A 21,316-nucleotide genomic window follows, 5' to 3' on the forward strand; every position below is an offset into this window, starting at 1 on the left:
TATGGCTAAAAAGAAATTAAGGAAGGATCTCCAAAAGTACATAGACAACATTAAATCAGGTCTAGCTAACGGAGATCTTAAAAAGAATTCTGAGGAGATGGCACTCGTTAAGGAGTTTCTCAAGAAGGAGTCGTCTATATGCGGAGCTATCAAGGGTAGTGGAGAAGTGTGTACTCGAATTCCTTCTAATGAGAAGAATCTGCGTTGCTGTTTCCATGGAGGTAAAAGCACAGGGGCAACTACAGAGGAGGGAAAAAACAAAATGAAAGAAAACTTAGCTAAAGGGAGACAGCCTATACATGGGTTGTATCAGAAAGACTTCTTAGCAACATTAACCGAGGAGGAAAAGGACTGGTATAGCGACACTATGGAGTGGTACAAGAACAACTATGAAGACTTAGATCCCCTAGACGTTGCTAAACTTGACCTAGCTCTAATTAATACACTGAAGAGTTGGAGAAAGAATGGTAAGTCAATGAGCTATGCAGTCAATGAGAAGGTCTCAATGGTTGACTTTGAGAACAGAGCTATCAAGTTACTTGACGACCTAGGTATGTCTCGTAAGTTTAAGAAGTCTCGTGAGAACTCATCTAACTCTACGAACGTAAATGTATTCAATAGCTTGTTTGATGGGATGGAAAAATAAGAACTAGTGAGGACGGATCTCTCTAGCCTACTTTGCAGGTGGGCTTACTTGTCGTTCTCACAAACATAAGGATGTGATTATCATAGCGAGTGTAATTGATATTATAATTCAAGCTCAAGATAGAGCGAGTAGTCAGTTTAGACAAACCTCATCAGAAGCCAAGAAGATGGCAGCCATCATAGGTGGAATCACGATAGCGGCAAGTGCAATGACTCCAGCTCTACTAGGCGGACTAGGAGCAATCGCTTCCTTGTTTGGTACTGCTGGTATAGCTGCAGCTGGGTTTGGTGCTTTAGCGTTTACTACGATAAGTAAAACTGTAGAGACAGCAAACCAATTAGAGGAAGCCCAACTCAAGGCTAACGCAGCCCTGATAGCAGGTGACACCAAAGGTTATGCCAAACAGATGGCTCTGGTGCAGGCCATCATGGAAGATCTCACCGAGGAGGAAAAGAAAGCTGTAGTAGCTATCAACAACCTCAGTGATGCTTGGCGAGAGATGGAAAATAAGATGGCTCCTACTACGTTAAACCTCATAGCTAACTCCACAGATTTTCTCCGATTGACAATGACTAAATTGTTCCCTTCTTTCCAAGGAGTCGGACAATCATTCTCTAACATGATAGGCAAAATGAACGAAGGTATCACTCAAGGTAAAGCTGATAAGTTCTTCGAGCATATGAATACTTTTGCGGTACCGATGTTCGAAATGGTAATGAAGTCTGCCGGTAATATCCTCAAGGGGTTCAGTGACATCATGATAGCATTCACTCCACTAGGTATGGATTTAGGGAATGGCATGGTAGATCTGACTCAGAAGTTCGCTACCTGGGCAGCAGGGTTACAATCGAATACAGCCTTCCAAGACTTCGTTAATTTTGTTAAGACGAGTACGCCAGTCATTATGCAATTCATAGGCAACTTAGTGTTAACTCTGTGGGATATCATCCAAGCGTTAGCGCCAGTATCTATACAAGTATTCGAGTTAGCTAATAGATTCATGGAGTGGGCTAGGGAGTCAGGCGCTCTTGATACTGCTTTAGGTCTAGTGAGCGATGCTATCCAGTTCGTAGTAGATAATGCTAATTGGTTAATCCCTCTAGTAGCTGCTCTCTGGGCAGGGTTCAAAACATTCAGCATTCTTATTAGTGTAGCTACATGGATTGATGATACAGGAAAGGCTATCAATAAGGTAATCGAGATAGGTAAATTGTTTGGTTCATGGATACTTGACGCTATCAAGTTGCTAGGTCGGTTGAGTATGACGCTGTTGGCTTCTCCTTGGTTCTGGGTAGTAGCAGCTATTGCAGCAGTGATTGCTATTGGCGTTCTCCTGTATCAAAACTGGGATGAGGTTAAGAAGTATGCTCAGGAGCTGTGGGACAAGGTTAAGGATGCTTGGAACGGAATGACTAAGGCTGTAGGCGACGCTCACGATCAGATGATTGCGGCTGTTAAACAGTGGTGGAATGAGACTAAGCAGAAATGGAATGACACTGTAGACAACGCTAAACAGAAAGCTCAGGAGATGAAAGACAAAGTAGTCGCTAAGTACGAAGAGATGAAACAAGCTGCAGTCGATAAGATACAAGGTATCCTCCAAGACAATGCTAACAAGTGGAACAGTATTGTTAATGATGCTAAGCAGAAAGTAACTAACTTGAAGAACGGTGTTGTCGAGAAATACGAAGAACTAAAGAGTAAGACAGTAGATAAATTACAAGGAATGCTGAATGACACTAAGCAGAAGTTTAACGATATGGTTCAAGCTGCTAAAGACAAGGCAAGTAACTTTGGAGAAGCTGGCTCAGATATGCTAAGAGCATTAAAGAACTCTGTGAGAGATGGATTCAACGATGCTGTTAGCGCCACAGGAGACGGAATTAGAAAGATGGTAAACAAGTTCACTGGATACTTCAGAGACTTCTACAACTCAGGGAAAGGGCTACTTAGTGAGTTCGTAAATGGTATTTGGAAAGGATTCGGGGATGCTGCTGATGCTGTCTCTAGAGGTATGAAAAACATTCGTGCCTACTTACCATTCTCACCAGCAAAGAAAGGGCCTCTATCAGACTTAGACAAGTCAGGTGAAGCGTTCTTCCCTACGTGGTATGAAGCTGCATTAACACAAGTGAGATCGATGGAACGTGCTGTAGGAGGCGCCTTCAAAGGGGTTGCTAATGAGGCTAATGTAGCTCTAGCGGGTACAGGTTTAGAGGCATTCACTGGAGGAAAGACAGCTCTCACAGTTACCCATAAGCACGAGCATAATGTTAATGGCACTTTAGGTCTAGACTCTAAGGGTATCGAGGAGTTCGAAGATAGAGTAACTCAACAGGTAGTTAACACTTCAGTTGGTGGCTACGGAGGAATGGACTACTCGGGCTTACAACAATCAATTAGAAAATACTAGGGAGGCTTCGGTCTCCTTGGTTATTAAAAGGAGAGATGGATAATGAATTACTTTTGTATAGAGGTAGCTTACAAGCAAAACAATGAGAGATTCCTAGATAGCCGTATGTTCCAAACTGAGGACAATATCAACGAGACGATGGAAGCCTACTCAGTGGCAACCAAACGAGCATACGAGAAAGCGTTCGTTATTACTCAGTGCGATCTCATTAGTGTTACTCCTAGAGAAGTAAGTGAGATTGAATACAAAAGGCACGCACTCTCCAGAGAAGGCAAGCGAGACCTTAACCTACAGAAAAGGGGAGTCAATAAATGAACTATTACCAAGTGAACGTTAACTTTGTAGAGAACGGTGAACGTATGGAAACTCAACAGTGTGTGGCTATGGAGGGTAACCCAGTCTTAGCGGCGGTACAATTGAGAGGGAACACAGAGAGGTTAGTGAGGGAGTCTATCGAGCCGCTAGGAGGAACACTCAATAGTGTTCGTACTCGTAAGGTATCAAGAAAGTATTTTGAATCCAATAAAGAACTAGTAATCCTAGAGGGAGGCCATTAATATGGCTACAGTGGTTGAAGTGAAGCTGACTAAGTAGGGCAAGCGAGTTCTACTTGGTGAGATATCTGGCTAGAGAGTGGTGCTTGGTTGCTTCGGTAACTTCTATGCCGTACTCGATGTAGTGCTGTAAGAGATGAACTAATGAGTCTAATTTAATTAGAGGAAGTGATCTAATGTGGTCAAACTAGAACACAGGTTTAAGAGTCTACTAGAGGAAGAGGATAGGAAAGCGGAAGAGCAAGCTCGTCAGAAGAACAATAGTGGCCTCAAGAAGCTAGGCTTTCCTCCGGATGACAAGTGGGATGTAGTTAAGTCCTACTTGTATATCTATGGTGGGATGTTCCTGTTAGCTGGTACTGTATGGTTTGGAGGAGCTATATTGCTTGCTGCTGTAGTCGTTCTCTATGAGCTAGCCGTAGGAGTGTGGTGAGATGGATAAGTTAGCTATAGCAGTATTCCTGTTAGGATTTGTGTATGCTTTAGTGATAAGTCTATAAGAGGAGGTAATGTCGATGAGTGATCTCCACAGAGGAGTCGTGATAGGTGCACTCTTTAATACTGTCTTTTGGGTAGCTTTCATATGGCTGTTTGGTTAACTGAGGTAACTTCTATCCCGAGGGGCTACCTATTTTTATGGCCATAGGGGTAGGTGTCTGTAGGGAATGTAGACTTATAGAGAAAATACATATTGGTAACATCGGGTGTAACCTCAGTAGGCCGGTCTCATAAAGGGTATTCACATGAATACAAATTATAATTTCAATTACCGTAATGATATCGATGAGAAAAAAACAAAAGAGCCGACTCAATGAGAGTCGGCTCGTAAGATAACTACATATCTAATGCCTAGTTGGAGTGTATCCTTTGCAAACTTTATTAGTGAAACGAGATAGTGGATTTAGTGTTAATGCTCATCGGTTTGTTACTTCATTAGTCACTGGATTGTACGTAACTTTTCTAATCTTACTTATGTGGTTCATGTTCAACTTAGCTTTCTCACCTGTCAATTGATTGGTCATTGTATGAGCACGTCTGTCTGCTTCTCTGTAGCTCCAAACCACCTTGAGATCGGACATGCCAGTTACTATCCAGCGTTCACCGTCTAGGTAGAACTCAGCACCACTAACAGGTCTGTCCTTGTGGATTTGTATGTTCCCCTTGAGCTGGCTGAATAGATTCTCTCTTTCACGTTTCTCCCATGCTAGTACTCGCTTGAATAAGTTCATTTGAGCTCCTCCTTAGTTTGGTCTTCTTCTAAATCCATAACCACCATAGCTACATTCATTCCGATTACTGCTAAGACAGCCAATACAGTATATGCCATTAGTTTGTCTCCTCAGTCAACTCTTGTAAATTGAAGCTGAGAGTCTTGAAGATTCGTCCAGCTCTCAGGGTTACTACGTATATAATGCCTAGTTGGAATGTATCTACTACACATTCATTATCAGTAACACGAGCCAGTGCATCCTGATAATGAGATACTAATGTGTCGATCTCGTGCATAACAATATCCTCTTTAGTTACCTGTACAGTTGTATTCATTTGTATTCCTCCTAGTATTTTATGAGATAGGTGAAGCTTAGAAGTTAACGATTAAGTAACTGACTAAGTATCCAGCTCCAAACAAGAAAGCTGTAGAGCCACTAACAACAACGATGGCCTCTCTTAGTTCTTCGTTCATGAGATCGCCTCCTATTGAGGTCGAACCTTTACAGCTATTCCTACCCATGTTACTATGGAGGGAGAGCCAGTATTGGTTCGACTGAATTGCATAGCCTTATCTAGCCACTTTCTCAGGGTGTTCGCTAGGTAGGGCTATTTGTGTTTACTTATCCACAATGGATTTGCCTGCATTGATACGTTCAAAAGATAGGTCTACTAGTTCCTTGCGTTTACTCGGTGGTAATAACTTGAGGGCGCTGAACAGTTTGTAGAACCTCTGGGCCTCCTCGATTGAATCTAGGGAGTAGGCGTCCATAATCTTAGTGAAGTATCTCAGTTGTTTCTCCTGCAAGTTTGTCACCTCCCTTGCTTGAAATTATCTTAACACGCCTTAAAGAAGTTGCGCAACCCTTTTATTTAACTTTTTTTCGAACTCAATATACAGTAGGTGTCTGTGTGCCCTTTGAGAGCGGAAAACGTACCTGACTCACAGGATTCATACAGAGACTGTACAATTGAGTTAACCTGTTTAGGTACAAACACTAGGGGTTGTCCCGCAGAAGCTCATACGGAGTAATCTGGCAATTCGAATTAGGTGACCTTCAAAATGAAGTTAGCCTTGAAGCGGTATTCAATCGAGCATATGCCTGATGAGATGCCTGCTCTAAATAAGGACGTCTTATTCTAAGACTTGTACCCACAGAGGTAGGACAGGAACCAGATTGAAAGCCTCCCCAGTATCCAATCGAGCATATACCTGATAGCACCGTCTCTAGGGTTAACTGCTATAAGACAGGGACCAGATGGTAGGGAATATTACTTACAGTAATCCTACTGAAGGAAGTTAAACAGGCGACACTTAAGAGAACGCTGAGCCTGTGTTAGTTTCTGACTAATAACTCCGTAGAAGTATCCAGTGAAGTCACGCACATGTTTAACCTTAGATGCCAGCACACTAGCTCGTACTGATGAGACGGCGATCTCTGTTAGTTCCACCAAGTCAGGTGCATGTTTACGTGCTGCCAATTGAACACGACTCCATAGCTTGTACACCTCAGTTGCATCAAAGTAGGAGATAGCCAAGCTAGCGAACTCGGTAGGAACATCAGCAGAAACTAAGTAATCTATACCTAGATTGTCTACGTATGTATTATCTTTAGAGCTTTTAGTTTTGTAAGTAATTGTATCTGTATGAGAAGGAGGCTCCTCAATTCGCTCAGGAGTAGGCTCTACAGATTCCTCACAAGGTGACTTACCAAGGTGACTCTCATAGGGATTAATCACTGTTATTGAAGCGCTATAGCCACCTTTAACAGGTTTAAATTGATTGATACGAGTAATAATTCCTAGCTCAGATAAAACCTTGAAAGCGCGCTGTATAGTGCGTTTAGAGTAACCTGTGAGATCAGCTAAAGAGTCTACCTTGAGGTAGCTGACTCCTATGAATTTGCATGAGTAACAAGCAAGGTTCCATAGCACTGTGTACTCTGATTCTTTAAGTTTGTACACTGACAGGTATTCACTAATAGAATTGTCCATCTCAGTAATTGAATTAAAAGATTGATATTTTCGTAGTTCCTTCATAGTAAATAATCTCCTTAATAGGAGCTACTTGCAGAGTGTATCTTAGGGTAGTACAATAATAAGCAAATAGCTCCATAGTTATTTTGTGAAAGAGTCCTGTCTGGCCGCCAAACTAGAGCAGGGCTCTTTTGTGTTTACTTATAGGTCGAACCTATTGAGAGGGTTATACTTATCGTTGGATTCAGCTAACGAGTTACCGAAAGCATGTAGGTAAACCTCAGTAGTTCTTATCTGGGAGTGATGCATCAGCTTACTCAAGGTGTATATGTCCATTCCAGCTCTCAAGCAGTTACTCGCATAGGTATGTCTAAACATGTGAGCTGTAGTTTTGAATCCCATACGAACTGACAGCCTGGTGAACATTAACTTGACAGCATTCACTGTGAGTGGGTTACCTCTGTGGTCATTAAACACATGAGCAGGCAACTTAATGTAGTACTTCTCGCAGAATAATCTCCACTCGTACAACTCTCGAGCCACTTTATCCGTTAACGGAGTAGACAGGCTCTTACGATTCTTACCGAAGATAGTGATAGTCTTATTGAGTAGATCCACGGAATCCCACCTCATGGATACCAGCTCGCCTAGTCTTATGCCTGTACCAGCGAGGACGACTATCACGGTATGACCTCTGTAGCTATACAACGTGTTTTCTCGAGAGCGCATCCTCCTGTAGTATCTAAGCATTTGCTTTATCTGTTCATCGGAGTACACCTTGATGGTCTTGTCCGTCTTAGCAGGCTTAATCTTGTTAGTGGGATTGCTACGGATTTCTATAATGTCCTCATCCTCTAGGTATCTAAAGAATGTTTTCAAGTGCTGGAGCTTACCATTACGAGTAACTACTGTGTTTCCTCTCTCCTTGGAACAGTAGAGGAGGTAGCCCTTTATAACTTGCGGAGTAATATCCTCGATGTTAATGATCTCCTTCTCAGCAACGAGCCAGCGAGAAAACTCATTGAGTGTATCTCCGTAGCTCTGTATTGTCCTAGGAGCTAGCCCACTGAGTTCTTTATCCTCTAGGTAATCCTTAATCATAAATCTGAGTAGTGCCATTTAGTTTCCCCCTTGAGTACGCACAAAAAGACCACCTCCATAGGCTACTTGTGAGTAACCTAGAAAGTGGTCTCTTGTGAGAATATTGTTTCTGTCATAGACAACCATTCAGCTTGACCTTGTGAGGCTTGTCCTGCCTCGGGTGAATTAACTCGCCTGTCCTACCATAGCGGATAATGAATTTTCAGCGGAAGTAGAGGCGGATGCGATGATTGCACCGTCTTTTTCAATATAATATGTACGTCCTGTATTTGTTTCAATAGATTGTCGTAAAATTTTTTCTGATTCATGAGCAGTTCGGAATTCAGTGATGCTACTTCTTAATTGCATAATTCGATCTACATCATCTATTGATGCAAGTTTAATCGTTTCATGAATAGGCGTGTCAGGTAAGTTGTTGCCATTTAGACATTCACAAAAATACATATCACTTTTGACACCTAGTTGAATAGCAGGAGAAGTTTCAAATTTTTTTACGATAGTTGACTTACCAGATAGTTTAAGCGGCTTATACGCTGAAAGAAGTGCCTCATAATCAGTGGTAACAAAGTCTTCTTTACTATATAGTATAAATGAATCGTGGAATCGGAGTAAAATTGATTTTAATGTTCCATCCTCTTTAAATACTCCCCATAATTCTTGAAAATCTGTGTCATAACCGAAAGCTTCAATATCTCCAATAATAAACAAGTTAAGGGCTGCTTCTTCTTTTAGGTAAGGGAATACTTGTTCATGATCTTTCTTTGTTAATTTTCGCATCATAACGAATCGACCTCTTTTTTATTTTTCTAAATATTACAACTTAAGTTTTTTGAAATCAATATTAAATTTTATGTTTAGTTCACAAACTTTCGGAAAAACTAGGAAAGATATGACAAAGGAGGTTATGAACGGTGGATCATCCAATTCAAGGGTTAATGAAAGCAGCAATGGAAAATTTAAAAGAAATGGTTGATGTAAATACGATTGTTGGAGAGCCTGTTCAAACGGCTGACGGTGGTGTGGTGTTAACGGTTTCTAAAGTAGCGTTCGGTTTTGGAGCAGGAGGTTCTGATTTCCAAACGAATGATGGACAAAGAGCAAACGGTAACGCTGCATTTGGTGGCGGTAGCGCGGGTGGTGTTTCTATTACACCAGTAGCATTTCTTGTGGTGAATAAAGATGGAGTAAATATTCTTCATTTACAAAATGCTACACATTTAGCAGAAAAAATGATTGAATTAGCTCCACAAACAATTGATAAAATTCAATCGATGTTCCAAAAAGAAGAAAAGAAAGAGGGAAATCATCATCCTCAAAACCCTGATGAAATCCTTTAAAAACGCCTGCTTATGAGCAGGCGTTTTTTCTTGTAATCACTATGTAATAAAACACATGAAATTGTAAATAGTTTTTGAAGTTTTTTCTATGTTTCTAAAATTTTTCATGTTAAAATATGCTATAGAATTGAAACATATAAAACGAAGGTGGCTAGGTGCTTTGTCTGGAGGATCTGACCAAGTAAAGAATATGATATATATTAATGGTAATCGTCGAGGTCATTGTTTTATTACATCAGGAATTACGTTTAAAGAGTTTGCGAGTAACATCCCTTCACCGCTTCATCAAGTGTTGCTTTTGAAGCACAACTTTGAATGGACGGATTTTCATTATCATACTTTATTTGAATATGTTGAGGAAGAAAATATACATAAGTTAATTCAAGCAGAGATTGATGAATTTGATGAATTTTGTTGGGTAGATTTTGATGATGCAAGCGATTTAGATGAATTAGAGCCGAAAGAAATTGCAGAATTATTATATTTGGCTCACAAAAAAGAACCACTTGCAAGAACATTCTTTCCGCTGTTGAAAAATCGATTTGTTTATTTTTCACATGATGACGGATGGTACAACAAAGTGTATTATCGTAGAATTGCTGATTTTGTAGGAATGTTAAGTAAAGTCATTCCGTATAAACTCGGTGCTTTCGGTAAGAAACGTTTTTCTTTCTTCCAAAAATCAAAAATTTTCCCAGCAATTTCAAAAGAATTGATCATGGGACTGATTCCACTAATGGAAGATGGTCTTTACATAGATCTAGCAGGGAAGATTGAGTCAAGAAGAGGTCTTGAAATTCCGGTATATGTAGTTGGTTCGTATGAAAGTACGGATGAGGTGTTAGATAATATCGATGAATTGAAAGAGGAAGCAACAGAAACAGGTTGGCTCATTTTTGATAAGAAAGAACAAGAGTGGCAATGGGTTGTTGACTAAGAAAACTTGGCGTATGAAGTCAAGTTTTCTTGTCATTTGAAAGGAGTACAAATGAAGAAATATTATACAATTGTGGGTATTATAAGTATTATTCTCGTGGCAATATTACTTATAACTTGTCCGAAAGAATCAGATTTTAAAGTGTATGTAGAGGATAAGTATGCGTTGAATTGTAATGAGAGTAGTTTTGAATGCACGCAAAATGTAGATGGTAAAAAAGAAAAACTACAATTTGAAAGTACAGATGCACGAAATGGTGTATTCTTTATGACTGTAAAGCAAACATTTAAAACAGAAGCTGGTGTTTCAAAAGAATATAGCGGAGTAGGAATGTTTGGTACATTTCTTTTTGTTTCAGAGAAGACTTTCTAGTAATAGAAGGTCTTTTTTTTATGCTTATGTTCATATAGATGAAGTAAGACAAGCATAGGAGGGATAGCGATGAAGAACACATGTATCGTTTGCGGTGGTGAGGAGTTTTTTTCCTCAACGTTATATGCACGTACGAAACAAGATTGGGCATATGCACCAAACATGTATCGATTTGAAAAAGTATTTATTGAGCATCGAGATGAAGAAAATTATCCAGTGTTTCAAGAAATTACAGCGAAACATTGTTGTGGATGCGGTCATATTATGTTGTATCATGAATGAACACACCAAGTATAACTTGGTGTGTTTTTTTAAAACGCTGACAAAGCAAGCGGATAAAGTAAAGTAAATAAAACAGAAAAACTACCAAAACCAATTGCTGTATATCCAAGTGTTCTTGCTCCGAAATTGACAGCTAATAGGCCAACTAAAATTGCTAGGGAGCCGAGCGTAACTGGATAAAAAGCAATGGAGAATAACGAAAGAAATAAAGCGACATAGCCTACCATTGCGCCGGTATTTGTACCTTCTATCTCATTTGCAATTTCTTTACGCTTATGTCTAATTGGAATGCCAGCTGGTGATATTTCAGCAGCATACTCTTCGTTTTTTTCACCACTTTTAAAATGATGATTTCTCTTTCTTCGCATGTACATCCCTCTCTTTCAATTGGGTGTATCTATAGTATCTTTCAAAATGAGAAGAGCATGAGTATGAGTTAAACCCAAGTAAAGCAAAAATTGGAGAATACGCATTCCATCGTTAACATATCCATCTCCTATTGAAGATAAAGTGCGGGATTTTTTACATCACGACTGATTATCAGCCAGCAACAATTGGATTTTTATGAGCAGTTCTCTCCCATTAACTGGTCCGCATCCATTGAATTTTGAGGTAGGTGTCTTACTGCAAGCGGGATAAAACAGGAATTTTGGAAAATGATGTAGAATGAAATGAATGATAATACGTGAAGGTAGGGGAATGTATGACGAAATTTAATTGGCACGAGTCAGCGGAGAAGAAATGGGATAGTAGTGCAGAGTTTTGGAATCAAAATAGTCAAGAGATGTGGGACAGTGGTAGCAGAAGTACAATTATTCCGTTTTTTGAACAATACGTGAAGAAAGAAGCACAAGTGCTCGATGTTGGTTGTGGTGATGGCTACGGTACATATAAATTAAGTCGCGCAGGCTATAAAGCAGTGGGAGTAGATTTATCGGAAGTGATGATTCAAAAAGGTAAGGAGCGCGGAGAAGGGCCGAATTTATCTTTTATAAAAGGAGATCTTTCTGCATTACCATTTGAAAATGAGCAATTTGAATCAATTATGGCAATTAATTCTTTAGAATGGACGGAAGAGCCATTACGAGCGTTAAATGAAATAAAGCGTGTGTTAAAGAAAGATGGATATGCATGTATTGCAATTTTAGGACCGACAGCAAAGCCACGAGAGAACAGTTATCCTCGCTTGTATGGAAAAGACGTTGTTTGTAATACGATGATGCCTTGGGAATTTGAACAGTTAGCGAAAGAACAAGGTTTTGAAGTTGTAGATGGCATCGGCGTATATAAGCGCGGAGTAAATGAGAAGATGCTAGGTCAACTACCTACAGAGTTACAACAATCGTTAACATTCTTATGGGTATTTATGTTAAAAAACGTATAAAGAAATGAAAGAATTTTTAGGAGGTAAATAAGTGCAGAAAATACAAAAAACTGATACAATATCATCAGAACCAATTAAAGGGGGACTAGGGTATATGACAACTACTACAACAGTGAAATCCGATATTGAAATCGCACAAGAAGCGAGTATGAAGAAGATTCAAGAAATTGCAGCTGATTTAAATATTTTAGAAGATGAATTAGAGCCATACGGGCATTATAAAGGTAAGTTATCTCTTGATATTTTTAAGCGCTTACAAGATGAGGAAGACGGTAAAGTTGTTTTAGTAACAGCAATTAACCCAACTCCAGCTGGAGAAGGTAAATCAACAGTAACAGTTGGTTTAGGTCAAGCTTTTAATAAAATTGGTAAGAAAACAGTAATTGCACTTCGCGAACCATCTCTTGGACCAACAATGGGACTAAAAGGCGGAGCAGCAGGTGGTGGTTTTTCACAGGTAGTACCTATGGAAGACATTAACCTTCACTTTACTGGAGATATCCATGCGATCACAACTGCTAATAACGCATTAGCAGCGTTTATTGATAATCATATCCAACAAGGAAACACACTTGGAATTGATACGCGTAAAATCGTTTGGAAACGCTGTGTTGACTTAAATGATCGTGCCCTTCGTAATGTAGTAATTGGTCTTGGTGGACCTGTACAAGGTGTACCACGTGAAGACGGTTTTGACATTACAGTAGCATCTGAAATTATGGCCGTGTTCTGCCTTGCAACAGATATTCAAGACTTAAAAGCACGTCTATCTCGCATCGTAGTTGCTTATAACTTTGCAAATCAACCTGTGACGGTTAAAGATTTAGGTGTAGAAGGTGCGTTAACGCTATTATTAAAAGACGCATTAAAGCCAAACTTAGTACAAACGTTAGAAAATACACCAGCTATTATTCATGGTGGACCATTTGCGAATATTGCTCACGGTTGTAACAGTGTTATCGCTACGACAATGGCAGCAAAATTAGGTGATTATGTTATTACAGAAGCTGGATTCGGTGCTGATTTAGGCGCTGAAAAGTTTTTAGATATTAAAGCCCGTGCAGCTGGTATTAAACCAGAAGCAGTTGTTATTGTTGCGACTATTCGTGCGCTTAAAATGCATGGCGGCGTTGCAAAAGATCAATTAAAAGAAGAAAATGTAGATGCATTAGCAAAAGGTATGGAAAACTTACAGAAGCATGTTGAAACAATTCAAAGCTTCGGTGTGCCTTTCGTAATTGCAATTAATAAATTCATTACAGATACAGATGCAGAAGTTACATACTTACAAGAGTGGTGTAATGAGCGTGGCTATGCAGTATCCTTAACAGAAGTTTGGGAGAAAGGTGGCCAAGGCGGAGTTGATCTTGCTGAAAAAGTACTAAAAGAAATCGAAAAAGGTGAAAACAACTACGCACCACTTTATGAATTAGAATTACCCTTAGAAGAAAAAATTCGTACAATTGCTCAAAAAGTATATGGCGCAAAAGATATTGAATTTGCTCCGAAAGCACGTAAGCAATTAGCTCAATATGAAGGAGAAGGTTGGAGTAACCTACCAGTTTGTATGGCGAAAACTCAATACTCTCTTTCTGACGATGCAACAAAATTAGGTCGTCCATCTGACTTTATCGTTACAATTCGTGAGTTAAAACCATCTATCGGTGCAGGCTTTATCGTTGCGTTAACAGGTACAATGTTAACAATGCCAGGTCTTCCAAAACAACCAGCAGCACTTCAAATGGATGTAAATGAAGATGGAAAAGCAGTAGGTTTATTCTAAAAGGTTGTAATTCATCTCGTTTATCTGTAAACTATATATACATCAAGTGGCGCCTTTCCATCGAAAGGCGCCTGTTTTTTGGAGGAAATTATGTTTGATCCAACTGCTTTTGACAATTTAAAAGTAATCGTAGAAGGTGCTGTGTATGATTTTGATCTACATGGAGATATTCTTGTAACAGATCGAAAAGATATGATGGACCTTGCTTCATTAAGTCGTATATATCATATCTCATTTCAATTAACAGAACCGTTTGAACCATTAGTAGAAGCAACATTTTCATTATCTGTGGATGCAAAGAACTTGTCTGGTGAAATACTAGAAGTGCCTCAGTTTACACCAGGTTGTGAAATGAAGCTAGCATTTTCATTCCCGTTAGAACAACCAGAAGTAAAATGCGAAGAAATTGAAACATTAATGCGTTCTATATGGGGAAAAGAAAGAATGATTATGCAGAAAGTTTCATACGAATATAATAAGCAAGCGATTTCATATCATAATAAGGTAGAGGTTCTATTTCAAAAAGCGATTACAGAAGACCATGTTGATGATTTAATAGCTGTTATTTCACACATGATAGAAACGGTGCGAACAATACAGCATTTTCTTCAAAAATAGAGATAAAGGAGAAAAACAAATGATAAAAGATATGCAACCATTTTTACAACAAGCTTGGGAGAAGGCTGGTTTTAAAGAGTTAACTGAAATTCAAAAACAAGCGATTCCAACTATTTTAGAAGGACAAGACGTTATAGCTGAATCTCCAACTGGAACAGGAAAAACATTAGCGTACTTATTACCACTTTTACATAAAATTAATCCTGAAGTAAAACAGCCACAAGTTGTTGTTTTAGCGCCAACACGTGAACTTGTAATGCAAATTCATGAAGAGGTTCAAAAGTTTACAGCAGGAACTGAAATTTCAGGTGCATCTTTAATTGGTGGTGCAGATATTAAGCGCCAAGTTGAAAAATTAAAGAAACACCCAAGAGTAATTGTCGGTTCACCAGGCCGTATTTTAGAATTAATTCGTATGAAAAAGCTAAAAATGCATGAAGTAAAAACAATTGTATTTGATGAGTTTGATCAAATTGTAAAGCAAAAAATGATGGGAGCAGTGCAAGATGTAATTAAATCAACGATGCGCGATCGTCAATTAGTATTCTTCTCAGCGACAATGACAAAAGCTGCAGAAGATGCAGCACGTGATTTAGCAGTTGAACCACAATTAGTACGTGTAACACGTGCAGAGTCAAAAAGCTTAGTTGAACATACGTATATCATTTGTGAACGACGCGAAAAAAATGATTATGTAAGAAGAATTATGCATATGGGTGATGTAAAAGCAGTTGCTTTCTTAAACGATCCATTCCGTTTAGATGAAATTACTCAGAAATTGAAATTCCGTAAAATGAAAGCAGCAGCTCTTCATGCAGAGGCAAGTAAGCAAGAGCGTGAAGCAACGATGCGTGCATTCCGTGGTGGGAAACTAGAGATTCTCCTTGCTACTGATATTGCAGCACGCGGTATCGATATTGATGATTTAACACATGTAATTCACTTAGAGTTACCAGACACAGTAGACCAATACATTCACCGCTCAGGACGTACTGGACGTATGGGTAAAGAAGGAACAGTAGTTTCTCTTGTAACAGAACAAGAAGAACGTAAATTACTGCAATTTGCGAAAAAACTAGGCATCGTATTTACGAAGCAAGAAATGTTCAACGGATCATTCGTAGAAACGAAACCGAAAGCACCAAAGAAAAAGAAACCAGCATTTACTGGGAAGAAAAAGCCTAGATAAATAATGGGGAAGGCGTAACTATTTGTAGTTACGTCTTTTTTATTTGCAATTGAATAATACAAGGAGGTTTATTAATGGTTATTAAAATGTATCTATCATCATTTTTTAAATCAACATATGTACAAGGAAGTAATATAAAAAAAGTAGAATATTAAATTGATGCGAAATAATAAAAAGAAGGTACATATATGGATAGGAAATTAGGAATGTTTTTGAATACGAAATATATTGAAGTAAACGAAGGAATACAAAAAGCAAGGGAATGGGATTTAGAATATATTCAATTATATGCTATGAATAAAAACTTCAACTTAGCTAATATTTCAATGGTAGAATGGACTGCTTTAAAGAAAAGCTTATCTTTTAATGGAATAAAGATTCCATCATTAGCAATTAGTTTTGGAGAAAATGGAATTACAGGAACAGAAGCTGGCAGTGCAATAGATCAGATTAAATATATTACTGACAGAGGTTTGGAGCTGGGAGCAAAGATAATAACAGCTCATATTGGGAAAGTTCCAGATGATGAAAAAAGTGAGTACTATGATAAAATGGTACGGGTTTGTTATGAGATAGGGGAATTAGCATCCAAATTTGGGGGAGTCTTTGCTATTGAGACGGGATCTGAAAAAACAATAGTATTAAAACAATTTTTAGAAACTGCAAACTCGAAAGGACTAGCTGTTAACTTTGACCCAGCAAATTTAATAAGAGATGTAAATGAAAATCCGGAAGAAAGTTTATTACTATTAAAAGATCATATAGTACAAACTCATATTAAAGATTGTAAAGAAGTGAAAAGCGATCGTTCAAGTAAGTATATAGAAGTAGCAGTAGGAAATGGTGAAGTGGATTTCGATATATTCTTCAAAGTATTAGATGAAATTGGATTCGACGGATATAATATGATTGAAAGAAATGATTATTTTGACGAACTGGATGGGATGAGTCAGTCGATAAATTTTGCAAAGAAGTACATACCAACTCAAAAGGAATAACGATAGCAGCTGTAGAAAGCTACATAGAATGTAAAAAAACAATAGGAGGAATACAAATGATTTATAAAGTTGGACAAATTATGTTATATGTAAATAATCAAGATGAGGCAGTAAATTTTTGGACGGAAAAGGTAGGGTTTCATGTAGTAGCAGAGGAAGATAACAAGCAAGGAAGGAGATGGATTGAAATCGCTCCGACTAACGGTGCTGAAACGAGCATTATACTACATAATAAAGAAGTTATTTCGAAAATGAGCCCAGAATTAAATCTTGGTACACCGTCCTTAATGTTCTTCTCAGAAAATCTGGATCAATTATATGCAGATTTAAAAAATAAAAATGTTACTGTTGGAGAAATGGTAACTATGCCTTCTGGTAAAGTGTTTAACTTTGCTGATAGTGAAGGGAATTATTTTGCGGTTATGGAGAAGAACCAATAATAATATTGCTATGTGAAAATCCCCCTTAAATATATTGAGGGGGATTAAATCTTTGAAGTGGATTTTTCATGAGAGAGTTGTGTAATAAAAAATGCACCTTTTTCAATAGCAGTTTCAATGTAACCGACAATTTGATTAAACGTAAACACCTGTAAGTCTTCATGCAAATGTTGCTTTGGATATAACATATCTTCAAAAAGATACTTTCGAAAAGCTAAAACGTTTTCTTTAGAAACCTCTTCAATATCCACAATGTGAGCCTCTTGATTGAGAAGAGAGAAGAGCTGTTGTTCTTTATCGTAATGATGAAGCAACTTTGCATTTAACAATTTAAAATCGTTATAGTACAGGGGTGCGATCGTTTCATCATTTTCTATTCTATTTTTTAGCCACGGTAGAAAGAAGCCGCTTAGCCAATTATCATCGGCAATGAGGTGGGTATAATATCCTAAAATAAATGGGGAATCTATATGTGATTCATATTTATGAAAAAATGAATCATAATCTATTCTTCTCGTATAGTTCTTCGTTGTACCGGCATAAAAATGTGAGGTTCCTTTTTCTTTTTTTGAATGAACAGCATCAGGGGCTACAGCTCCAAGTAAGAAAGAAGTCTTATCGTGAATAGATAGTTTCTCAGCAATACCGTTAGCGATAATAACATGCATAATTCTTGATCCCATGAATGCCACCTCTGTTTCCAGTATTCATTTCAGGAAGAGGACTGAACAGTTAGTATTACTTTCCCTGTACTTTTTCTACTTTCGACCCATTCATGTGCTTTCCCTGCATTTTGAATTGGAAAAGATTTCGTAGCCTTAATTTGTAAACGTCCGTCACGCAAATAACGGAAAACTTCATTTGCAGTTTCTTGGAGCAGTTCAGGACGCTTTTTTCGTGTGGTTCCAAAGCTAAAACCGAGTATAGAGCGGCAACTTGCATGTAAATCTTTCGTTTGAAAGTTACCAATTTCACCGCTAGCATTACCGAAATGAACGAGGCGACCGAAATAAGCAAGGCAGTTTAAACTTCTTTCAGAAACAGTTCCAGAAATAGAGTCCAAAATGATATTCACTCCTTCTCCGTTTGTCAGCCCATTGACTTTCTCTACAAAATCTTCAGCTTGATGACAAATTACATAATCAGCTCCAGCATCTAAAGCGATTTTTCTTTTCGTTTCACTTCCGACAGTATCGATAACTGTTCTAGCCCCTAATAGTTTTGCAAGTTGAATTGCGGTAGTACCAATTCCGCCAGCAGCTGCATGAATGAGTACAGATTCACCTTTTTGAATCCTTGCTACATTGGCAAGTAAATTATAGCTTGTAAAAGATACAATCGGACAAGCAGCTGCAGTTTGAAAATCGACTTCATGGGGTAAAGCAAAAGTAAGGTTTTCGTTTGCGACAACGTATTCTGCGTAAGAGCCATTTTGAGGAAAAGCAATGACACGTTGTCCAGGATAAATATTTTTCACATGAGAACCGACTCGTTCTACAATACCAGCGGCATCTATCCCTGGAATAAAAGGTAGTGCTTTATTTCCTTTTTTACCATAACGGGATTTAATATCAGCGAAATTTACACTAGTAGCAACAACGCGAATTAAAACTTGATCTTCTGAAAAAGCCGGCATATCCACATCTGTATATTTCATCACTTCAGGACCACCGAACGACGTTACAACGATAGCTTTCATTATATGTCCTCCTAAATTTGACTATATAAAACATTTTAAATATTCATTAGAAATTGGGAAATTATATAATAGTTATGCGACTTTATAAGTGAAGCTTATGTACATATTAAATCATTATATTAATCTATATAAAAAAATTCAAAAAAATCGAACGAAATAGTAATTACTTGCCAATATATAGTGTAGGACAAAGGAGGGATGGTATGTGAAGGATGAAACAGTGTATACAAATTTAATCCAATTGACTTTATCAGGAAATAAAGAAGCGTATAGCGAATTGTATGATAAAACGATTCAAGAAGTATATAAAACAGCACATTTTTTAATTGAAGATAAAACAGATGTAGATGATGTCGTTCAAGAAATATACATACAACTATATGAATCGCTTCGTAAGTATGATAGTGAGAAGCCATTTCGTCCTTGGCTAATTGGACTTGCGATTAAACAAATTCACTCTTATAGAAGAAAGAGGTGGATGCGACTACGCATTATAAAAAAAGCAGAAGAGCAAAGAAAACCAGTACAAATTGATTTTTCTAACGATGTTGTAAGTAAAATATCAAACAAAAAACTAATTGAACTCATTCATAAATTACCGTATAAATTGAAACAAGTTATTATCTTAAGATACTTACACGATTATTCACAAGAAGAAGTAGCACAAATATTACATATTCCAATTGGTACTGTGAAATCTAGAATTCATTCGGCATTAAAGAAACTACGTCAAAAAGAGCAAGTAGAAGAAATCTTTTTAGGAGAGGTAGGGAATGTGAAATGAGTTTAGATTGTAGAGTTAGGGAATCTATACAAGAAGAAGCAAAGGGTATTGTTGCCCCGCCGGATTTAAAAGAAAAAGTAATCGTGCAAATAAAAATGAAGCACGGGGGGAGTAAGAGGAAGAAACGCCTTATCGCAGGAGTACTTGCAGCAGCTCTTTTAATCCCGACGACAGGTTTTGCGTACCAATCTATTATGGCGGATGGTATATATGGATCTTTTGAGAATTTAAAAAAACATGCCGGAGCAATGACATTAGAAACGTATATGCGTTTTAATGCAAAATTATCAGAAGCGAAAGATGAAATGGGTTCGAAGGAATATGAAGAGTTTACAAAAGAACTGAAAAAATTGACTAATGCAAAGCTTGCGTACGGAGATTCGAACGGTAATATAGATTATGATCAATTATCACCAGCTAAAAAAGAGGAATTGAAAAAGGTAGTAATGGAGCTTCATCCGTATTTTGATAAATTAAATGGCCATAAATCTAGTAAAGAAGTACTAACTCCTGAAGAGTATGAACAATATATGGAGGCATTAATGTCACATCAAACTGTGTTAGTAAAAACGAAATCGAGTGGCGGGATAACAGTAGAAGAAGTGCCTGAGGCGTACAAAGAAAGATTTATTAAAGCGGAGCAGTTTATGGAGTATGTAGATGAAAAGGTGAGATAAGTAAAAAAGCTCATAGCCTAAGCTCTGAGCTCTGAGCTTTTCTTATTGAAACGGAAATATATTAACCACCTATTCCTTTTGCTAGCAATAAGAAATATACAAATACTAGTATTAGTCCATTTAATACTGTACCAACTATTCTGAATAACCATTTTTTTGATGCTATTGCAAAAATGATGCCGAGTAATGAAAGGATACTTAGAGTCACAATAATTAACGTTAAATTCGCATTAGGTCCTCTAAGGATAAAGAAAGAAAATATACTTGCGATAACCGTTAGAAAAGAGAAAGCCCCTAATTTATACATAATAAGTCTCCTTGGTTAAAATGCATTTTGACATAATATACGACCAACTTTATTTTAACAGAATTCCCCTTTTCATTTATGGCGATTTTTACAAATAATAGCGCACTTATAAACAAAATGTCCTAATCAGCAACACTTAAAAATTGGTCATCAATTATATTTTTTCATATTTGCAGTATCTTTTTGTATAAAACAATCTAATAGTGAATAACCAGCTATTAAACTAATTATCGTAACAAAAGTTGTATTTATAAGAATAATATTAGCTAAATAAGGTAGGTATTCGCCAAGTGGTGAGAAAAGTAGTGCCGGAGAAAAGGAAATTAATATTGTAGGCACTGTAATAGCGATAAACTTATCCGGTTGAAAACGCCAGTTTTGTTTACTCGTTTCGCGATTAATAGATTGAAGGAATCGTAATAAAATGCCGACCAAAAGAGGAAAGAGTGTAAAGTAGAATAATCTTGGATAAACGTTAAAGTTCACTTGTGCGTCTGTATCTAAATAAAATTGAATCTTCACTCCAACAAATAATAATAAGACGATAAACAATGTGAAGCAGAGGTATAGCATTACTTTTTGCATTATATTCCACCATCCTTTACTCAA

At 37.7% G+C, this 21,316-nt stretch carries 24 protein-coding genes and 1 pseudogene; 14 read left to right on the forward strand and 11 right to left on the reverse strand.

All coding sequences use genetic code 11. The features are described from left to right. Position 1 precedes the first annotated feature (1 nt). Positions 2-646, forward strand: coding sequence for an HGGxSTG domain-containing protein (locus C4S65_RS08970; protein ID WP_098975579.1), 645 nt, complete (start codon positions 2-4; stop codon positions 644-646). A 166-nt stretch (positions 647-812) separates the two neighbouring features. Further along, positions 813-3,059 carry a hypothetical protein gene (locus C4S65_RS08975; RefSeq protein WP_258043868.1) on the forward strand — a complete coding sequence of 749 codons (2,247 nt, stop codon included), beginning with the start codon at positions 813-815 and terminating at the stop codon, positions 3,057-3,059. Positions 3,060-4,527: 1,468 nt separating this feature from the next. On the opposite strand, the gene C4S65_RS08995 is transcribed toward C4S65_RS08975, so the two are convergent. From C4S65_RS08995 to C4S65_RS09020, 6 genes and pseudogenes are all read right to left on the reverse strand, one after another. Next, a complete protein-coding gene (locus C4S65_RS08995) occupies positions 4,528-4,842 on the reverse strand; it encodes a hypothetical protein (RefSeq protein WP_098975576.1) in 315 nt (104 codons plus the stop codon). Positions 4,843-4,939: 97 nt separating this feature from the next. Further along, the gene (locus tag C4S65_RS09000) at positions 4,940-5,119 is read right to left on the reverse strand and encodes a hypothetical protein (RefSeq protein WP_242476467.1); all 180 of its coding nucleotides are present in this window, start codon (positions 5,117-5,119) and stop codon (positions 4,940-4,942) included. Between the two features lie 322 nt (positions 5,120-5,441). Beyond that, positions 5,442-5,630: a hypothetical protein gene (locus C4S65_RS09005; RefSeq protein WP_017762677.1), complete on the reverse strand. Its 189-nt coding sequence runs from the start codon at positions 5,628-5,630 to the stop codon at positions 5,442-5,444. A gap of 479 nt (positions 5,631-6,109) precedes the next feature. Further along, positions 6,110-6,862, reverse strand: a complete 753-nt coding sequence (locus C4S65_RS09010) for a helix-turn-helix domain-containing protein (protein WP_098975575.1) — start codon at positions 6,860-6,862, stop codon at positions 6,110-6,112. Between the two features lie 138 nt (positions 6,863-7,000). Beyond that, complete coding sequence (locus tag C4S65_RS09015) at positions 7,001-7,918, reverse strand: tyrosine-type recombinase/integrase (protein ID WP_098975574.1); 918 nt, start codon at positions 7,916-7,918, stop codon at positions 7,001-7,003. Between the two features lie 162 nt (positions 7,919-8,080). Then, positions 8,081-8,680, reverse strand: a pseudogene (locus C4S65_RS09020) (GNAT family N-acetyltransferase); the annotation flags it as partial. A gap of 131 nt (positions 8,681-8,811) precedes the next feature. Here C4S65_RS09020 and ytfJ point away from each other — a divergent pair. The 4 genes from ytfJ (at position 8,812) to C4S65_RS09040 (ending at position 10,828) form a co-directional block, all read left to right on the forward strand. Continuing rightward, positions 8,812-9,237: a GerW family sporulation protein gene (gene ytfJ / locus C4S65_RS09025; protein WP_000349986.1), complete on the forward strand. Its 426-nt coding sequence runs from the start codon at positions 8,812-8,814 to the stop codon at positions 9,235-9,237. A 160-nt stretch (positions 9,238-9,397) separates the two neighbouring features. Further along, positions 9,398-10,174 carry an oxalate:formate antiporter gene (locus C4S65_RS09030; RefSeq protein WP_000014087.1) on the forward strand — a complete coding sequence of 259 codons (777 nt, stop codon included), beginning with the start codon at positions 9,398-9,400 and terminating at the stop codon, positions 10,172-10,174. Between the two features lie 51 nt (positions 10,175-10,225). Further along, entirely contained in the window at positions 10,226-10,546 is a 321-nt protein-coding gene (locus C4S65_RS09035; protein ID WP_000761171.1) for a hypothetical protein, read from the forward strand. A gap of 69 nt (positions 10,547-10,615) precedes the next feature. Beyond that, the gene (locus C4S65_RS09040; protein ID WP_000798747.1) at positions 10,616-10,828 is read left to right on the forward strand and encodes a hypothetical protein; all 213 of its coding nucleotides are present in this window, start codon (positions 10,616-10,618) and stop codon (positions 10,826-10,828) included. Positions 10,829-10,857: 29 nt separating this feature from the next. Here the strand turns inward: C4S65_RS09040 and C4S65_RS09045 are convergent, their stop codons facing one another. Beyond that, the gene (locus C4S65_RS09045; RefSeq protein WP_001253201.1) at positions 10,858-11,196 is read right to left on the reverse strand and encodes a hypothetical protein; all 339 of its coding nucleotides are present in this window, start codon (positions 11,194-11,196) and stop codon (positions 10,858-10,860) included. Positions 11,197-11,531: 335 nt separating this feature from the next. Here C4S65_RS09045 and C4S65_RS09050 point away from each other — a divergent pair, with 335 nt between their 5' ends. From C4S65_RS09050 to C4S65_RS09075, 6 genes are all read left to right on the forward strand, one after another. Next, positions 11,532-12,212, forward strand: coding sequence for a class I SAM-dependent methyltransferase (locus C4S65_RS09050; protein WP_061666634.1), 681 nt, complete (start codon positions 11,532-11,534; stop codon positions 12,210-12,212). 94 nt (positions 12,213-12,306) lie between these two features. Further along, a complete protein-coding gene (locus tag C4S65_RS09055) occupies positions 12,307-13,995 on the forward strand; it encodes a formate--tetrahydrofolate ligase (protein WP_013141915.1) in 1,689 nt (562 codons plus the stop codon). 90 nt (positions 13,996-14,085) lie between these two features. Beyond that, positions 14,086-14,613 (forward strand): hypothetical protein, encoded by a 528-nt coding sequence (locus tag C4S65_RS09060; protein WP_000460219.1) that lies wholly within the window; start codon positions 14,086-14,088, stop codon positions 14,611-14,613. Between the two features lie 19 nt (positions 14,614-14,632). Next, complete coding sequence (locus C4S65_RS09065; protein WP_097888956.1) at positions 14,633-15,802, forward strand: DEAD/DEAH box helicase; 1,170 nt, start codon at positions 14,633-14,635, stop codon at positions 15,800-15,802. A gap of 188 nt (positions 15,803-15,990) precedes the next feature. Then, complete coding sequence (locus C4S65_RS09070; protein WP_000375220.1) at positions 15,991-16,800, forward strand: sugar phosphate isomerase/epimerase family protein; 810 nt, start codon at positions 15,991-15,993, stop codon at positions 16,798-16,800. A gap of 56 nt (positions 16,801-16,856) precedes the next feature. Continuing rightward, on the forward strand, positions 16,857-17,240 hold the full coding sequence (locus C4S65_RS09075) for a VOC family protein (protein ID WP_098221615.1): 384 nt from the start codon (positions 16,857-16,859) through the stop codon (positions 17,238-17,240). A gap of 44 nt (positions 17,241-17,284) precedes the next feature. Here the strand turns inward: C4S65_RS09075 and C4S65_RS09080 are convergent, their stop codons facing one another. Both C4S65_RS09080 and C4S65_RS09085 read right to left on the reverse strand, forming a co-directional pair. Next, a complete protein-coding gene (locus tag C4S65_RS09080; protein ID WP_000535619.1) occupies positions 17,285-17,923 on the reverse strand; it encodes a hypothetical protein in 639 nt (212 codons plus the stop codon). 29 nt (positions 17,924-17,952) lie between these two features. After that, the gene (locus C4S65_RS09085) at positions 17,953-18,939 is read right to left on the reverse strand and encodes an NADPH:quinone oxidoreductase family protein (RefSeq protein WP_103945207.1); all 987 of its coding nucleotides are present in this window, start codon (positions 18,937-18,939) and stop codon (positions 17,953-17,955) included. A 205-nt stretch (positions 18,940-19,144) separates the two neighbouring features. Here C4S65_RS09085 and C4S65_RS09090 point away from each other — a divergent pair, with 205 nt between their 5' ends. Further along, positions 19,145-19,723, forward strand: coding sequence for a sigma-70 family RNA polymerase sigma factor (locus C4S65_RS09090; protein WP_000651123.1), 579 nt, complete (start codon positions 19,145-19,147; stop codon positions 19,721-19,723). Continuing rightward, positions 19,720-20,400: a DUF3600 domain-containing protein gene (locus C4S65_RS09095; RefSeq protein ID WP_097888954.1), complete on the forward strand. Its 681-nt coding sequence runs from the start codon at positions 19,720-19,722 to the stop codon at positions 20,398-20,400. The genes C4S65_RS09090 and C4S65_RS09095 overlap by 4 nt, the downstream gene beginning before the upstream one ends. A gap of 61 nt (positions 20,401-20,461) precedes the next feature. Here C4S65_RS09095 and C4S65_RS09100 read toward each other — a convergent pair whose 3' ends face one another. Both C4S65_RS09100 and C4S65_RS09105 read right to left on the reverse strand, forming a co-directional pair. Continuing rightward, positions 20,462-20,707 carry a hypothetical protein gene (locus C4S65_RS09100; RefSeq protein ID WP_000277247.1) on the reverse strand — a complete coding sequence of 82 codons (246 nt, stop codon included), beginning with the start codon at positions 20,705-20,707 and terminating at the stop codon, positions 20,462-20,464. 150 nt (positions 20,708-20,857) lie between these two features. Next, positions 20,858-21,292: a hypothetical protein gene (locus C4S65_RS09105; protein ID WP_098316703.1), complete on the reverse strand. Its 435-nt coding sequence runs from the start codon at positions 21,290-21,292 to the stop codon at positions 20,858-20,860. Positions 21,293-21,316: the final 24 nt, after the last annotated feature.

It is taken from the genome of Bacillus sp. ok061, assembly GCF_900108285.1.
Taxonomy (GTDB): domain Bacteria; phylum Bacillota; class Bacilli; order Bacillales; family Bacillaceae_G; genus Bacillus_A; species Bacillus_A thuringiensis_S.

What these genes read in the sequence shown, in the direction of transcription:
- C4S65_RS08995 (WP_098975576.1), bottom strand. Translation starts at nt 4,842, where the DNA reads ATGAACTTATTCAAGCGAGTACTAGCATGGGAGAAACGTGAAAGAGAG.
- C4S65_RS09065 (WP_097888956.1), top strand. Translation starts at nt 14,633, where the DNA reads ATGATAAAAGATATGCAACCATTTTTACAACAAGCTTGGGAGAAGGCT.
- C4S65_RS09055 (WP_013141915.1), top strand. Translation starts at nt 12,307, where the DNA reads ATGACAACTACTACAACAGTGAAATCCGATATTGAAATCGCACAAGAA.
- C4S65_RS09095 (WP_097888954.1), top strand. Translation starts at nt 19,720, where the DNA reads ATGAGTTTAGATTGTAGAGTTAGGGAATCTATACAAGAAGAAGCAAAG.
- C4S65_RS09070 (WP_000375220.1), top strand. Translation starts at nt 15,991, where the DNA reads ATGGATAGGAAATTAGGAATGTTTTTGAATACGAAATATATTGAAGTA.
- C4S65_RS09100 (WP_000277247.1), bottom strand. Translation starts at nt 20,707, where the DNA reads ATGTATAAATTAGGGGCTTTCTCTTTTCTAACGGTTATCGCAAGTATA.
- C4S65_RS09105 (WP_098316703.1), bottom strand. Translation starts at nt 21,292, where the DNA reads ATGCAAAAAGTAATGCTATACCTCTGCTTCACATTGTTTATCGTCTTA.
- C4S65_RS08975 (WP_258043868.1), top strand. Translation starts at nt 813, where the DNA reads ATGGCAGCCATCATAGGTGGAATCACGATAGCGGCAAGTGCAATGACT.
- C4S65_RS09080 (WP_000535619.1), bottom strand. Translation starts at nt 17,923, where the DNA reads ATGGGATCAAGAATTATGCATGTTATTATCGCTAACGGTATTGCTGAG.
- C4S65_RS09040 (WP_000798747.1), top strand. Translation starts at nt 10,616, where the DNA reads ATGAAGAACACATGTATCGTTTGCGGTGGTGAGGAGTTTTTTTCCTCA.
- C4S65_RS09045 (WP_001253201.1), bottom strand. Translation starts at nt 11,196, where the DNA reads ATGCGAAGAAAGAGAAATCATCATTTTAAAAGTGGTGAAAAAAACGAA.
- C4S65_RS09035 (WP_000761171.1), top strand. Translation starts at nt 10,226, where the DNA reads ATGAAGAAATATTATACAATTGTGGGTATTATAAGTATTATTCTCGTG.
- C4S65_RS09015 (WP_098975574.1), bottom strand. Translation starts at nt 7,918, where the DNA reads ATGGCACTACTCAGATTTATGATTAAGGATTACCTAGAGGATAAAGAA.
- C4S65_RS09060 (WP_000460219.1), top strand. Translation starts at nt 14,086, where the DNA reads ATGTTTGATCCAACTGCTTTTGACAATTTAAAAGTAATCGTAGAAGGT.
- C4S65_RS09085 (WP_103945207.1), bottom strand. Translation starts at nt 18,939, where the DNA reads ATGAAAGCTATCGTTGTAACGTCGTTCGGTGGTCCTGAAGTGATGAAA.
- C4S65_RS09010 (WP_098975575.1), bottom strand. Translation starts at nt 6,862, where the DNA reads ATGAAGGAACTACGAAAATATCAATCTTTTAATTCAATTACTGAGATG.
- C4S65_RS09075 (WP_098221615.1), top strand. Translation starts at nt 16,857, where the DNA reads ATGATTTATAAAGTTGGACAAATTATGTTATATGTAAATAATCAAGAT.
- C4S65_RS09050 (WP_061666634.1), top strand. Translation starts at nt 11,532, where the DNA reads ATGACGAAATTTAATTGGCACGAGTCAGCGGAGAAGAAATGGGATAGT.
- C4S65_RS08970 (WP_098975579.1), top strand. Translation starts at nt 2, where the DNA reads ATGGCTAAAAAGAAATTAAGGAAGGATCTCCAAAAGTACATAGACAAC.
- C4S65_RS09000 (WP_242476467.1), bottom strand. Translation starts at nt 5,119, where the DNA reads ATGCACGAGATCGACACATTAGTATCTCATTATCAGGATGCACTGGCT.